The organism is Streptomyces sp. NPDC059816 (assembly GCF_042732055.1).
Classification (GTDB): domain Bacteria; phylum Actinomycetota; class Actinomycetes; order Streptomycetales; family Streptomycetaceae; genus Streptomyces.
The window spans coordinates 21,940-36,832 of record NZ_JBHWIQ010000013.1 but is presented as its reverse complement, the minus strand read 5'-3'; the positions used below and the strand labels follow the sequence as shown (position 1 = coordinate 36,832).

The window sequence follows — 14,893 nt, the reverse complement described above, 5'->3', positions numbered from 1 at the left end:
ACAGCCTCGCTCTCGGTCAGGACACTTCGGCGAGCACCGTGCGTACGGTGTCCACCACGTCCGGCAGCCGCGGATTCAGGTAGAAGTGGTCGCCCGGCAGTACGTGGAGCCGGAAGCGGTTCGTGGTGTGGTCGCGCCAGCGGCCGGCGTCGGCGAGCGGGACCAGGGGGTCGTCCTCGCCGATCAGCACGGTGACCGGGCAGCGGACCCGGGTCGCGGGGGTGGGGACGTATCGCTGGAGGGCGCGGTAGTCGGCGCGCAGCACGGGGAGGATCAGGGCTCGTAGGTCAGCGTTGTCCAGGGCAGCCCGGTCCGTCCCGCCGAGCAGCCGGACCTCGTCGATGAGGGACTCGTCGCTGCGTAGGACGGCGGGGTCGACGCGGGTGCGGGCGGGGGCGCGTCCGGCGGAGGCCATCAGCGCGTCGGGCGCCGGTGCCCGGCCGCGTTCCCCGAGCAGGGCGGCCTCGTAGGCGACGAGGGAGCCCATGCTGTGTCCGAAGTAGGCCAGCGGGGCGTTTCGCGGGGGGCCCGGTGTGCGCTCGACGGCTTCCGCGATCGCCGCCGCGGCGCCGTGGGCCAGTTCCCTGAGGTCTTCGGCGGGTGGCACGTCGCGGCGCTCCAGCCGGCCGGGGTACTGCACCGCGAGGGCCCGGACGGAGGGGGCGAGGGCGCGGGCCAGGGGTGCGAAGAAGCCGGCGGATCCCCCGGCGTGCGGGAAGAGGACCACCCAGGGCGCGTCCGCGTGCGCCGGTGCGTACTGGCGCAGCCAGTCGCCGGCGACCGGCGTGGACGGGGCGGCGGTCCGGCTGGTCGGGGTGGTCGGGGCGGTCACGGGGTCCGCCCCGGTCGTCGTGCGGCGGCGACGGCGGCGACGAGTCGCTCGGTGACGGCCGGGTCGGCGTCCGGGCGCATGCGTTGCAGGGCGAGGAGGCTCCACGCCTTCGTCTCGGCGAGGTGCCGGGGCGCTCCGTGGACGTCGTCGTGCTCCAACAGCCGCAGGTCGGTGACGTGCCGTTTGAGCCGTTCCGGGTCGCCCGGCGGGACGATCTCGTCCCGGAGTGCGGTGACTGCGGCCAACGGGACGTCGAGGGACCGGAGTTCGTCGTCGCTGAGGGCCCAGTCGTGGAGGTGGGCGTGGACGTCCTTCGGGGGGACGCCGACGAGGTGCGCGAGGGTGTTCCTGGTGACCGCGGGGACGCTGCGCTGCCAGGTGGCGTCGGTGAAGAAGTCGTGGATCGGGGGGCCGTTGCCGACGATGCCGCGGATGCGGGGGTCGGTCAGCGCCGCGCGGATCGCCAGGTGTCCGCTGAAGCTGAGCGCCAGGAGGTACGTCCGGGTGACGTCCGCCCGGCCGGCCAGGGCGTCGAGGAGGGCGGTGAACAGTCGGGTGCTGTCGCGGGCGTAGCGCAGGGGGTTCTCGCCGACCCCGGGGAGTTCGGCGACGGCGCCGGCCAGTCCCAGGGCGGTGATCTGCGGGAGCAGGGCGCCCCATTGTTCCTTGGGGCTGACGATGCCGCCGGTGATCACGAGGAGGGGGCGGGGGTCCTGCGCGCAGAGGCCGGCGGTCCAGATGCGGACGGGGACGCCGTCGACGTCGACGGTCTCCGGTTCGATGCCGGTCGGTTCGGCTGTGCGCCAGCGGTCGAAGGCGTCGACCGCGCGGTGCAGGGCGCGGGCACGGCCGGGGCCGTCCACGTAGGGGAAGCGTCCCATGACGTAGTACTGGCTGGCGGCCAAGGTGTCGCCGGCCGCGTCCCGTTCGTCGCCGGCGCGGATCCACTCGTACGCCCAGGAACCGGGTGCGTCGCCGGTGTCGGTGGTGATCCGGTCCAGGACCGGGGCGTGGTGGTCGGCGGGCAGGCCCTGGGAGAGGGCGTGGGCTACGACGAAGCGTTTGAGTTCGTCCAGGTCGTGCCCGTCGCCGGTGGCCCGGGGCGCGTGGGGGTGGGTCATGCGGGGTGCTCCTCCAGCGCGTCCTTGATCTCGGTGAGGACGTCGGCCGCTTCGGCTCCGTCGATCACCCGGTGGTCGAAGGTGAGGGAGAGTCGCAGGACCGGTGCGACGGTGACCTCGTGGTCGCGTACCACGGGTCGGTCGACGATGCGGCCGACGCCGAGGGTGACGGTGGTGCCGCCCACGGAGTGGAAGCCGTCGACGGCCCGGTGGCCGAGGGAGGTGACGCTGAACGTGCCGGTGATCTCGGGGCGCCGGTGGAGGAGCCCGGCCGCCGCCCGGAACCGGTCGAGCGCCTCCCGCCAGGGCAGGGAGCGCAGGGCACGGACGGGGGCGAACCGTTCGGCGGTGTCGGGGTCCTCGGTGGCGACCCGGTCCAGATGGGCCTGGACGCCGTCGAGGGTTTCGTCCTCCGGCACGGGGATGACCGTGGCGAGGACGACCCGGTGGCCGTCGAGCGTGCGGTCCAGGGTGACCTTGGCGCTGACGGTGTCGTAGGTGGCGACGGTCGGATCGAGCCGGCCCTGGATCGCACCGTTGGCCTCGGGGTGCTTCCGCAGCACCGCGGCGGCGGCGTGCACCACATGGGCGACGACGGAGCGGCGGGTGCCCGCCTCGACCGCGCGGCGGCGCGAGGCGACGATCGCGGTGGCGTCGACCTCCGTGTCGAGGTGGACCGGTGCGAAGTCCCGGATCTGGTCGAGGAAGAACAGGGTGTGCCGACGCTGGGTGGGAAAGGGGCGCTCCGTCACGGGGTCACCAATTCGTAGATCGATTCCAGGCTTCCGGCATCGAGGAAATCCGGTAGGGACAGCGGGGTTCCGATCTCCTTTTCCAGCAGGATGAGGAGGGCGAGGAGATGGACGGAGTCCCAGCCCGTCAGTTCGTCGAGTCCACGGCCGAGGTCGACCTCGGTGACGTCCAGGCCGATCTCGTCGCGCAGGATTCCCACGAAATCCGTTCTGGTGAGGGGGACCGCCATGTCAGACTCCTCCGTCCAGTTCCAGGGCGAGCCCTGATCTGATCCATTTGCTGGACTCGATGGCCACGGCGATCGCCCGGGCCGGGGCGGTGATCCGCGCGAGCAGCCGTTCCAGTTGGAAGAAGAGCAGGGCGTTGCCGTTGTTGCCGGTCTCCCCGACGCAGGTGATCTCCTGTGCCTTCGGGAAGTCGAGGCGCTCGGCGATCCGCCCGGTCATCGTGACGGAGAGCTGGGGCGGCAACAGCCAGTCGACGTCCTCGCGTTCCCACCCCAGGTCGTCGAGGAGTTCCCGGGCCACCTCGTCGGCGAGTTCGGGCACGCGTTCCTCGATGGCCTTGTAGTCCTCCTGCGCGGGGGCGCGGGCACTGTCGCGGTCGGCGAGCCCGTACCACTGGAGCACCTGGCCCGGCGCCCGGTCCAGGCCGGCCAGTCGGGTGAGCACGGAACGGATGCGGGGGCTGGTGGGTCGGTGCTCCGTGCTGAGGACGGCCGCTCCGGCGCCGTCCCCGAAGAGCACGTAGTTGACGAGTTCCTCCGGCGGCAACGCCCGGAGGTCCGTGGTCACGTCGTAGTGCTTGGCGATCACGTCGCCGCCGAGCACCAGGGCGGTGCGGTAGCGGCCGGTGGACAGCAGTGAGGTGGCGAGGTCGAAGGTCTGGACGGCGCCCGAACAACCCGACTGGAGTTGGAACGTCGGGACGCCGTCGATGCGCAATCGGTCGGCGACGACGTTGACGGTGGCCGGCATCAGGGTGTCGGGGGTCGCCGTGCCCAGGACCACGAGGTCGATGTCCTCGGCCGACACCCGGGCCCGGGCGAGGGCAGTGGTGGCCGCGGCGGTGGCGAGGTCGGCGAGGGATTCGCGGGGCTCCCCCGTTTCCAGATCGAGTGCGAGGTACCGGGTGCGGGTGCCGATGAACGTGTCTACCCATTGGACCCACAAACGGTCCATTCCAAATCGGCTGGCCAACGCCTCGGTGTCGACGGGCTGCCCGGGCAGGGCGGTTCCCGCGGACAGAATGTGCACGGTGCGGTCCACCACGTTCGACCTCCTTTCCCTTTCGGTCCGGACGCTAGGACCGATCGCTAAAGCAGCCCTAATTCAGCCGGGAATTGGCGCGGCTTTAGCGGCGCCGCCGATCCTGGACGGATGACAGCCACCGGATTCACGGTCGCCGCGGGGCGACCCGACGCGGACGCGTTCCGCAGCGCACTCGGGCGATTCGCGACCGGGGTGGTCGTGGTCACGGGGCTGCCCGGCGGTGACGCCCGGCCGAGCGGTCTGACGGTGAACTCCTTCACCTCGGTGTCGCTGGAACCGCCGCTGGTGTCGTTCTGCGCGGGACGGGGCAGCCGGACCTGGCCGGGCTTGCGCACCTCCGCACGGATCTGCGTCAACATCCTGGGCGCCGGGCAGGAGCAGACCTCCCGGCGGCTCGCCCGCAGCGACCCGGACAAGTTCGCCTCGGTGCCGTGGTCCCGGTCGCCGTCGGGACAGCCGGTGCTGGACGGAGCGCTCGCCTGGCTGGAGTGCTCGGTGGAGGCGGAACACCCGGCGGGTGACCACCACATCGTGGTCGCCCGGGTGCACGCCCTCGGCACGGGCGACGACGACGGTCCGCTGCTCTTCTACCGGGGTGGGTACGGCCGGTTCGTGCCGGGCGACGGGACCGCCGCGCCGTAGGGCCCGTCCGCGCCCGCACGCATCCGCCCTTCGGGCGCACTGCTCGTTGCGCCGACCGGCCCAACTGCCCCGAGCGGCAAGGAACTCCGGCCCGTATAGTCGTGACCCGACGCATTCGCCCGCCGGCCGGAGGTTCCCCCGTGACCGCCTCGTCCCACTCCGACCAGGTGTACGCCGGACAGGCCGTCTACCGACCGTGGACGCTCCCCGTGTACGACTTGGTGGCCTTCAAGATCAACTGCCGGTTCCTGTTCCGGGTTCCCGTGTCCGAAGTGGTCGCCATGTTCGACCGCAACGTCTCCGCGGAGCACCTGGACGTCGGCGTGGGCACGGGCTACTTCCTGGACAACTGCCGCACCGACCCGCAGCAGTCCATCACCCTGGCCGATCTGAACGAGCACTCGTTGCGCCACGCGGCCCGCCGGCTCGCCCGGTTCGACGTCACGACGGTCCGGGCCAACGCGCTCGAACCGCTGCCGCTGCCCGAGGCGTCCTTCGGCTCGGCCTCGTTGAACTTCCTGCTGCACTGCGTGCCCGGCAGCATCCGCGAGAAGGCCGCGGTGCTGGACAACGTCGCGGCGTGCGTGCGGCCGGGCGGGCGGATCTTCGGCGCCACCGTGCTGAGCAAGGGGGTGCCGGTCGGCGCGGCGGCCCGGGCGAGCTTCGCGGCGTGGAACCGGCGCGGCATGATGAACAACTCCGAGGACAGCCTGGACGACCTGCGGGCGGAGCTCGCCGCCCGCTTCCCCGTCCACACGGTGACGGTGCACGGCTGCACCGCCCTCTTCGAGGCCGAGGTCCCCTGACGCCCGCGCGGCCGGTCACCCGGGGCGCGCGCCCGGATGACCAGCGGGTACGCCCGCCGCACGCTAGGAGCGGCGGGGTACGGGGACCACGTAGCGGCTGAACAGCAGATCGCGCAGGACGTCGTCGCCGCCCTCCACCAGGGAGACGTAACGGACGTCCCGCACCAGCTTGCCGATGGGCAGCTCATGGGTGTAGCCGAGGCCGCCGAACATCTCGGAGCCCACGCTCGCCACCTCCCAACCGGCCTGGCCACAGAACATCTTGGCGGTCAGCGCGGACTTCAGGGTGCCCTGGCGGTGGAACCGCGCGGCGGCGTCGGGCGCGGACATGATCGCGTCGTAGTCGCGGGCGGCGCGCAGGCAGTGGCTCTTCATGACGTCGATCTGCATTTCCATCTGCCCGAGCCGCTGGGCGAACACCGGACTCTCCACGAGGGTCCCCTCACGCAGGGGCTTGCTCTTGGCGTAGGTCATGCAGTGGTCCCGGATGCGCCGGGCCACACCGATCGCGGTGGCGGCGATCAGGATGCGGCTGGCGTTGAGGCCGATCTCCAGCAGCCGTAGCCCCGAACCGTCGAGCCGGTTCGCCAGGGGAACGCGACAGCCCTGAAGACTGACCTGGTAGGTGTACGAGGAGCGCAGGCCGATGACGTCCCAGCGCTTCACGATCTCCACCCCGGGGGTGTCCCGCGGCACCAGCACCGCGTGGTACGCCTCCGGGTCCTCCGCGGAACGCGCCACCACCACCAGGAAGTCGGCGAAGTCGGTGTTGGTGGAGAAGAACTTCTCCCCGGTGACGACGAGTTCGTCCCCGTCGACCGCGACCGAGGTTTCGATCTTGGCGAGTTCGCTGCCCGCGGACCGTTCGCTGCCCAGCGTCGCGCAGAACGCGCCCCGGTCGCCCATCGGGGCGAGGTACCGGGACTTCAGCTCTTCGGAGCCGTACAACTGCACGATGCTGGTGCCGAGCACCGAGATGAAGAGGGTGAAGGCCACTCCGGCGTCGCCGTAGGCGATCTCGTTGACGATCTCGACGCCGTCCTCCAGGCTCAGCCCGCGGCCACCGAGTTCCTCGGGCAGCCACCAGTTGGCCAGTCCGGTCTCCCGGAACCTCTCGTAGACGTCCGAGGGCTTGTCCTCCAGCCCGTCCCACTGGGTGTGCGGGCCGCCGAGACACTCCTTGACGAACGCGCGCACGGCCTTCAGGTCTTCCGGCTTCATCTCTCCACCACTTCCAGGTCAACGCACTCACCCGCGGGCGAGCGGATCGTCATTCGGAGTTCGCCCGCAGGACGAGCGCCTCGATGTCGAGGTCGTCGATGTCGTCAAGGCCGTCAAGGCCGTCGCGGCCGTCGCGGCCGTCCGGTCCCGCTTCGCCGTCCGGCAGGTCGACGTCCGCGTCCGCCGGCTCCTGGGGCGCGGGGAACAACAACTCCCGCACGCGCTCCGCCAGGGCCGCGGGCGTCGGGTAGTTGTAGATCACCGTCGCCGGGACGTGCACTCCGGTGTCCAGCTTGACCTGGTTGCGGAACTCGACGCCGCTGAGGGAGTCGAAGCCGATCTCCTGGAACGACATCTCGGCGTCGATGTCCTCGGAAGACGGGTATCCCAGCACCACGGCCGCGGTCTCCAGCAGCAGCGACACCAGTTCCTCGCGCTGCTCCTCGGCCGACAGGGCCGCCAGCTTGGCCGCCATGGGGGACTCCCCGCTCTCCTCGACCGCGGACGGTTCGGCGGGGGCGGGCACGGCGACGGGTCGGACCAGGGTGCGCAGCAGTGCGGGCACGGTGTCCTGGCCCAGGGCGGCCCGGTCGATCTGGACGGGGAGTTGGAGCCGTTCGTCGGCGGCGAGCGCGGCGTCGAACAGGGCCGTGCCCCGCTGGGCCGTCAGGGGCGCCATGCCGTGGCGCCGGAAGCGTGCCAGGTCGGTCTTGCCGAGGGCGCTGGCCATGCCGATCTCCCACGGGCCCCAGGCCAAGGAGAGTGCGGGCAGTCCCTCCGCGGCGCGGTGCTCGGCCAGGGCGTCGAGGAAGGCGTTGGCCGCCGCGTAGTTGGCCTGGCCCGCGTTGCCGATCACGCCCACGACCGAGGAGTACAGCACGAAGGCCGACAGGGGCGTGTTCCGGGTGAGTTCGTGGAGTTGCCAGGCGGCGTCGACCTTGGGGCCGAACACGCCGTCGACGCGCTCCGGGGTCATCAGTTCCACGGTGGTGTCGTCGAGCGTGCCCGCCATGTGCACGACCGCGGTGAGCGGGGCCGCCCGCGGGATGCGGTCCAGTTGCCGGGCCAGCGCCGCGGCGTCCGAGACGTCACAGGCGGCGTCGGTGACGTGGGCACCGAGTTCGGTCAGTTCCGCGGCCAGGGGGCCCGCCCCGGAACGGCTGAGCAGCAGCAGGTTGCGCACGCCGCGCTCGACGACGAGGTGCCGGGCGAGCAGTGCCCCCAGTCCACCGGTGGCGCCGGTGAGCAGCACCGTGCCGTCGGGGTCCCAGTCGGGCCGGGCGTCGGTGGGCGCGGCCACCGGGAGCAGCCGTCGTGCGTGGAGTTCGCCCCGGCGGATCGCCACCTCGGGCACCCGCGCGTCCAGGGTTTCCAGCGCGCGTCGTGATTCCTCGGTGCCGTCGGTGTCCACGAGCACGAACTGTCCGTCGTGCTCGGCCTGCGCGGAGCGCACCAGGCCCCACACCGGTGCCAGCGCCGGATCGGGCGTCTCGCCGGGGAGGACGGCCAGGGCGTTCGTGGTGACGACGGCCAGGGGTCGCTCGTGGTGGTCGTCGAGCCGGCGCTGCACCAGTTCGAGTGCCGCCGCGGTGGTGGCCCGCGCGGCGGTGGGCACGTCCGGGTGGGCGGCGCGCTCCAGGTGTACGAGGTCGACCGGTGGGGCCGGCCGGTCCGGTGCCGCTTCCAGCGGGGACCAGCGCACCGTGAAGAGGGAGTCGGCGAGCGACCCCGTGGCCAGTTGGTCCGGCGAGGCCGGCATCAGGGCCAGGGACGCGACGGTCAGCACGGGCGCACCGTCGGCGTCGGCGATCGCGAGGGAGACCTCGGTGTCGCTGATCCGGGCGGCGCGGACCCGTAGGCGGTCGGTGGCGGGCCCGTGGTGGGTGACCCCGGACCAGGAGTAGGGCAGCACCGCCCGCGTCGGATCGTCGGAGGCCACCAGCGACAGCACCGGGTGCAGTGCGGCGTCGAACAGGGCCGGGTGCACGGCGAATCCGGCCGGGCCGTGCGCCGCCTGCTCGGGCAGGTGGACCTCGGCGTGCACCGCGTCGCCGTGCCGCCACAGCGAGCGCAGTCCCCGGAAGGCCGGCCCGTACCCGTAGCCCCGGTCCACGAGTTCCGGGTAGAAGCCGGAGAGGTCCACCCAGGCGGCGTCGTCCGGCGGTCGGACGTCCACGGCGGGGGTGTGGGCGGGGGTCTGTCGCTGGACGTGCCCGCTGGCGTGGCGGGTCCAGGCGCGCGAGCCGCCGACCGGGCGCGCGTAGACGCCGATCGGGCGCCGGCCCGACGGCTCCGCCCCGCCGAGGACGACCTGGACCTGGACGGCGCCCTCCGCGAAGGTCAGCGGCGTGTGCAGGGTGATCTCTTCGAGGGTGCGGCTGCCGGTGCCTTCGATCGCGCGCAGTGCCATCTCGACGACGGCCGCGCCCGGGAACACGGTGTGACCGAAGACGGTGTGGTCGACGAGCCAGGGTGCGGTGACCGGGTCGACGGTTCCGCTGAACGCCACCTGGTCGCCCACGGCGAGTTCGGTGGCCGCGGAGAGGAAGGGGTGCCTGACGGGTTCCAGTCCGGCGTCCGTGACGTCGCCGTGCGCTCGGGCCGGTAGCGCCCAGTACCGCTGGTGGTCGAAGGCGTAGGTGGGCAGGTCGACGGGGGTTCCGGCGGGGCCGACGAGGTCCAGGTAGGCCCGCCAGTCCACCGGGACGCCGACGACGTGCAGCCGGGCCAGGGCCTCGGTCGCCGCACGGGCCTCGGAACGGCCCTTGCGGGCGAGGGGGATCGCCGTCAGGTCTGGGTCGGTGGAGGCGTCGGCGGCCATGGCCGACAGGACTCCGTCGGGGCCGACCTCGATCAGCGTCCGGGCGCCGGCCCGTACCGCGGCGGCGACCCCGTCGGCGAAGCGCACGGCCTCGCGCACGTGGCGCACCCAGTACGCGGGGTGCTCCAGCTCCCCCGGTGCGGCGAGGGCGCCGGACACGTTGGACACGACCGCGATGCGCGGCGGCGCGTAGGTGACCGACTCGGCGACGCGCCGGAACTCCTCCAGCATCGGTTCCATCAGCGGCGAGTGGAAGGCGTGCGAGACGCGCAGCGCCTTCGTCTTGCGTCCCTCGGCGGCCAGGGCCGCGGCGACCGCGGTGACGACGTCCTCGGCACCGGAGATGACGACGGCCTCGGGCCCGTTGACGGCGGCGACGGAGGCGGACCGCTCGTGTCCGGCCAGGGCGGCCCGCACCTCGTCCTCGCCGGCCTGCACGGCCACCATGGCCCCGCCGCGCGGCAGGGCGCCCATCAGGGCTCCGCGGGCCGCGACCAGGCGGGCCGCGTCGGCGAGCGGAAACACTCCGGCGACGTGCGCGGCGGCCAGTTCGCCGATGGAGTGCCCGACGAGTACCGCGGGCTCGACCCCCAGGGAGGTCACGAGCCGGTAGGCGGCCACTTCGAAGGCGAACAGCGCGGGCTGGGTCATCGCCGTCTCGTCGAGCAGTCCGGCCGCCGCGGAGCCCGGCTCGGCCCCGACGACCTCGTCGACGGGGTGCTCCAGCAGGGGGTCCAGTGCGGCGCAGACCTCGCGCCAGGCCGCGGCGAACACCGGGAAGACCTCGATCAGTTCCCGGCTCATGCCCAGGCGTTGGCTGCCCTGTCCGGAGAAGAGCACGCCGATGCCGGGTGCCGCCGACGCATGGCCGGTGACCACTCCGGATTCGCGCTGTCCGCGGGCCAGGGCGTCCAGTCGGGTGAGCAGTTCTTCCCGGCCGGTGCCGATGATCACGGCGCGGTGGTCGAGACGGGCGCGTCGGGTGACCAGGGAGCGGGCCACGTCGACCGGGTGCGCCGCGGGGTCGGCCGCGAGCGCGGTGCCCAGCTTCCGGGCCTGCCCGGCCAATGCCTTGGCGCTGTGCGCCGACACCGCCCACACCGTGGCGCCCGGGGTCGGCGCGGTTGCCGCCGACCCGGTGGGCGCTTCGGCCGGCGCGGGATCGCCCTGTTCGATGATGACGTGGGCGTTGGTGCCGCTGATCCCGAAGGAGGAGACCGCGGCGCGCCGGGGGCGGTCCGCCCGCGGCCAGTCGCGCTGTTCGGTCAGCAGTCGGACCGTGCCGGAGGACCAGTCGACCTGTTGGGAGGGCTGCTCGGCGTGGAGCGTCCTGGGGAGTGCCCCGGCCCGCATCGACATGATCATCTTGATCACTCCGGCGACACCGGCGGCGGCCTGGGTGTGCCCGATGTTGGACTTCAGCGAGCCCAGCCACAGGGGCTCCTCGCGGCCCTGGCCGTAGACGGCGAGCAGGGCCTGCGCCTCGATCGGGTCGCCGAGGCTGGTGCCGGTGCCGTGTGCCTCCACCGCGTCGACCTCCGCCGGGGACAGACCGGCCGAGGACAGCGCCTGGCGGATCACCCGTTCCTGGGAGGGACCGTTGGGGGCGGTGAGGCCGTTGCTCTCGCCGTCCTGGTTGATCGCACTGCCCCGGAGCACGGCCAGCACGCGGTGGCCGTTGCGTCGCGCGTCCGACAGCCGTTCCAGCACGAGCACGCCGACGCCCTCGGACCAGCCGGTGCCGTCGGCGGTGTCGGAGAACGCCTTGCAGCGGCCGTCGGCGGCGAGTCCGCCCTGTCGGGCGAACTCCACGAACATGCCCGGGGTGGACATCACGGTGACGCCGCCGGCCAGGGCGAGGGAGCAGTCTCCGGAGCGCAGCGACTGGGCGGCCAGGTGCACCGAGACCAAGGAGGAGGAGCACGCGGTGTCGACGGTGACGGCCGGCCCCTCCAGGCCGAGGGCGTAGGCGATCCGGCCGGACACCACACTGCCGGAGCCACCGGTCAGCGCGTGGCCGGCGAGGTTGCCGGACACGTCCTGGAGGCGTGGCAGGTAGTCCTGGGCCATGGCCCCCATGAACACCGCGGTACTGGTGCGGCGCAGCGCCGTCGGGTCCTGGCCGGCGTTCTCCAGCGCCTCCCACACGGCTTCCAGGGCGAGCCGCTGCTGAGGGTCCATGGCGAGGGCTTCGCGCGGGCTGATCCGGAAGAATCCCGCGTCGAACTCCGCGGCACCGTCCAGGAAGCCGCCGGCGGGAACGAAGTCCGCGTCCGAGGCGAGCTGCCAGCCGCGGTCCTCGGGGAAGCCGGTGATCGCGTCGTTCCCGTCGGCGACCAGGCGCCACAGGTCCTCGGGGGTCACCACGCCGCCGGGCAGCCGGCAGCTCATGCCGACGACGGCGATCGGCTCGTCGTCGGTTACGGCGACGGCGTCCGCTGCGGCCCGGTCCTCGGTGGGTCCGGCGAGCTGCTCGTGTAGGTGGCGCACCACCGCGGCGGGTGTCGGGTGGTCGTAGGCGAGTGAGGCGGGCGTCTGGAGTCCGGTCGCGGCGTTCAGCCGGTCGCGCAGTTGCACCGCGGTCACCGAGTCGAAGCCCAGTTCCTTGAAGGTGTGGTCAGCGCCGATCCGTGCGGTGTCGGCGTGCCCGAGGAGGACCGCGGCCTCACCCCGCACCAGCGTCCACAGGTCCTGCTCCGAGGTCTCGACGGCGGCGGGCGCGGCGGCCTCGGGGACCGGGGCGGCGGACGTCGACCGGACGACGGGCGCCACTGCGGCGGGTCCGTCGATCCAATGGGTCTCGCGCTGGAACGCGTACGTCGGCAGCGTCACGCGCCGGGCGCCGGTGAAGCTGTGGCGCCAGTCCAGGTCGACGCCGCGGCTGTGGAGTTCCGCCATGGACAGCAGCAGCCGGTGCGTCTCCTCCTCGTTGCGGCGCAGCGTGGGCTGCACGACGGCCGAGCCGACCGTCGCGGCGATGTGCATGGCGAGCACCGGGTGCGGGCTGACCTCCACGAACGTGCCGTGCCCGGCGGCGGACAGGGCGCGGACGGTGTCGGCGAAGCGCACGGGTTCGCGCAGGTTGCGGTACCAGTACTCGGCGTCCAGCTCGGCCGGGTCGACCCGGCCGGCGACGACGGTGGAGTAGAACGCCACTCCGGTGTCGGTGGTCGCGGCGCCGGCCACCCCGGCGAGCACCTCGTCCCGGATGGATTCCACGTGGTCGCAGTGGGATGCGTAGTCGACGGGGACGATCCGGGCGCGGATCTCCTTCGCCTGGCAGTCGGCGACGGCCTCGCGCACGGCATCGGGGTCGCCGGAGATCACCACAGTGCCGGGCGAGTTCACCGCGCCGATGAACACCCGGCTCTGGTCGATCTGGTCGGCGGGCAGGTCGAGCACCGCCATCAGGCCCCGCCCGGACAGCTTCTCGGTGATGACCCGCGCACGGGCGACGATCAGTCGCACCCCGTCGGCCAGGGAGAGGATGCCCGCGGCGGTCGCGGCGGCGATCTCCCCCTGGGAGTGGCCGATGACCGCGTCGGGCTTCAGGCCCGCCGAGCGCCACACCTCGGCCAGCGAGACCATGACGGCGAACAGGGCGGGCTGGACGACGTCCATCCGCTTCAGTGCGCTCTCGTCGCCGAGGACCTCCCGCAGTGACCAGCCGCCGTACTGCCGGAGCAGTTGCTCGCACTCGTCCATGCGGGCGGCGAACACCTCGTTCGCCGCCCACAGGCCTTGGGCCATGCCGACCCAGTGGGCGCCCTGCCCGGAGAACACCCACACCACGCCGCCGCCCTCGGCGGCGGTGCCGGTGACGGCCCGGGCGGACGGTGTGCCCTGCGCCAATGCGGCGAGTCCGTCCAGCAGTTCCGCCCGGTCGGCGGCGAGCACGACACCCCGGTTCTTCAGCGGGGAACGGGTGGTGGCCGTGGAGTGGCCGATGTCCCGCGGGTGCAGATCGGCGTCGTCGCGCACCCAGTCGTGCAGGAGCCTGGCCTGCTCCCGCAGTGCCCGGGGCGTGCGGGCGGACACCGTCACGGGGACGGGTACGGCGGGCGCGGTCTCCGTCGTCGGGCGCGGCTCGGGGCGCGGCTCGGGGGCGGCGACGACGAGGTGGCAGTTGGTGCCGCCGATGCCGAAGGAGCTGACGCCGGCCAGTCGGGGCCCGCCGGGCCAGGGCCCGGCGGCGGCGTTGACCCGGAGCTTCCACCGCTCCAGCGGGATGTCCGGGTTCGGGGTCTCGTAGTGGAGGCTGGCGGGCAGCAGGTCGTGCTGCACCGCGAGGCCGACCTTGATCAGGCCGAGGACGCCCGCGGCGGCGTCGAGGTGACCGATGTTGGTCTTCACCGACCCGACGAGCAGCGGGTGCCCGGCGTCGCGGCCCTCCCCGTGGACGGCGGCCAGGGCGCTCGCCTCGACCGGGTCGCCCGCTCGGGTGCCGGTGCCGTGCAGCTCGACGTACCCCACCTGCGCGGGGTCCACTCCGGCGTCCCGGCAGGCCGCGCGCAGCAAGGCGCCCTGTGCCTCGGCGTTGGGCACGGTGAGGGCGCCGGGGCCGTCGTGGTTGACGGCGCCGCCCAGGAGCACGCAGTACACCCGGTCGCCGTCGGCGACCGCGTCGGCGAGGCGCTTGAGGACGACGACGCCGGCGCCCTCGCCACGGACGAAGCCGTTGGCGCGGGCGTCGAAGGTGTGGCTGAGGCAGTCCGGCGACAGTGCGCCGGCGCGGGCGAACGCGATCGTGCTCTCCGGCACCAGGTTCAGGTGGACCCCGCCGGCGAGGGCCAGCCCCGCGGCGCCCGACCGCAGGCTCTCGCAGGCCATGTGCACCGCGACGAGGGAGGAGGACTGCACCGTGTCGACGGTGAGGCTCGGCCCGTGCAGGCCCAGTTGGTGGGAGACCCGGTTGGCGATCAGGCCGCGGCTGAGGCCGGCGATGGAGTGGTGGGACAGTGCGTCTCCACCGTGCCGGTGGACCAGGGAGGCGTAGTCGTCGCCGGTGGCGCCCAGGAACACCCCGGTGGCGCTGCCGTGCAGGCTCTCCGGGGGGAGGAAGGCGTCTTCCAGGGCCGCCCAGCTCAGTTCGAGCACCATGCGCTGGCGCGGGTCCATGACCGCGGCCTCGCGTGGTGAGATGCCGAAGAACTCGGCGTCGAAGTCACCGACGCCGTCCACGAATCCACCCCGGGGGTGGCTCGCCAGTTCGGGGATGTCCGTCGGCCACCGGTCGGCGGGCGCGTCCGCTATCGCGTGCTCGCCCTCCCGCAGCAGCCGCCACAGCGCCCGCACGTCCGCGGCGCCCGGAACCCGGCACGACATTCCGATGACGGCGACGGCATCGCGATCCACCCCGGTGTCCCCTTGTCCGCCCTCGTACCTGCCCATAGAGCTCCAGCCCCCTCTAAGCCTTATGTGCTCCA

The 14,893-nt window shown here is 73.1% G+C and carries 9 protein-coding genes; 2 read left to right on the top strand and 7 right to left on the bottom strand.

Annotated elements, in window-relative coordinates:
* Window positions 1-16 precede the first annotated feature (16 nt).
* From ACFV88_RS18555 to ACFV88_RS18535, 5 genes are read right to left on the bottom strand one after another with little or no spacing between them, the layout of a single operon-like run.
* Window positions 17-832, bottom strand: coding sequence for a thioesterase II family protein (locus ACFV88_RS18555; protein WP_385492437.1), 816 nt, complete (start codon window positions 830-832; stop codon window positions 17-19).
* Window positions 829-1,953: an alpha/beta hydrolase gene (locus tag ACFV88_RS18550; protein ID WP_385492435.1), complete on the bottom strand. Its 1,125-nt coding sequence runs from the start codon at window positions 1,951-1,953 to the stop codon at window positions 829-831. Before ACFV88_RS18550 ends, ACFV88_RS18555 begins: the two co-directional genes overlap by 4 nt.
* Window positions 1,950-2,705 carry a 2-oxo acid dehydrogenase subunit E2 gene (locus ACFV88_RS18545; protein ID WP_385492433.1) on the bottom strand — a complete coding sequence of 252 codons (756 nt, stop codon included), beginning with the start codon at window positions 2,703-2,705 and terminating at the stop codon, window positions 1,950-1,952. Before ACFV88_RS18545 ends, ACFV88_RS18550 begins: the two co-directional genes overlap by 4 nt.
* Complete coding sequence (locus tag ACFV88_RS18540; RefSeq protein WP_385492431.1) at window positions 2,702-2,935, bottom strand: phosphopantetheine-binding protein; 234 nt, start codon at window positions 2,933-2,935, stop codon at window positions 2,702-2,704. Before ACFV88_RS18540 ends, ACFV88_RS18545 begins: the two co-directional genes overlap by 4 nt.
* Before the next feature lies 1 nt (window position 2,936).
* Entirely contained in the window at window positions 2,937-3,977 is a 1,041-nt protein-coding gene (locus tag ACFV88_RS18535) for a 3-oxoacyl-ACP synthase III family protein (protein WP_385492429.1), read from the bottom strand.
* 108 nt (window positions 3,978-4,085) lie between these two features.
* On the opposite strand from ACFV88_RS18535, the gene ACFV88_RS18530 reads away from it, so the two are divergent.
* Window positions 4,086-4,619, top strand: coding sequence for a flavin reductase family protein (locus tag ACFV88_RS18530; protein ID WP_385492427.1), 534 nt, complete (start codon window positions 4,086-4,088; stop codon window positions 4,617-4,619).
* Between the two features lie 140 nt (window positions 4,620-4,759).
* Entirely contained in the window at window positions 4,760-5,425 is a 666-nt protein-coding gene (locus tag ACFV88_RS18525; protein WP_385492425.1) for a class I SAM-dependent methyltransferase, read from the top strand.
* Window positions 5,426-5,488: 63 nt separating this feature from the next.
* Here ACFV88_RS18525 and ACFV88_RS18520 read toward each other — a convergent pair whose 3' ends face one another.
* Together ACFV88_RS18520 and ACFV88_RS18515 are read right to left on the bottom strand one after the other, a co-directional pair.
* On the bottom strand, window positions 5,489-6,646 hold the full coding sequence (locus ACFV88_RS18520; RefSeq protein WP_385492423.1) for an acyl-CoA dehydrogenase family protein: 1,158 nt from the start codon (window positions 6,644-6,646) through the stop codon (window positions 5,489-5,491).
* Window positions 6,647-6,695: 49 nt separating this feature from the next.
* Window positions 6,696-14,822 carry a type I polyketide synthase gene (locus ACFV88_RS18515; RefSeq protein ID WP_385492421.1) on the bottom strand — a complete coding sequence of 2,709 codons (8,127 nt, stop codon included), beginning with the start codon at window positions 14,820-14,822 and terminating at the stop codon, window positions 6,696-6,698.
* Window positions 14,823-14,893 lie beyond the last annotated feature (71 nt).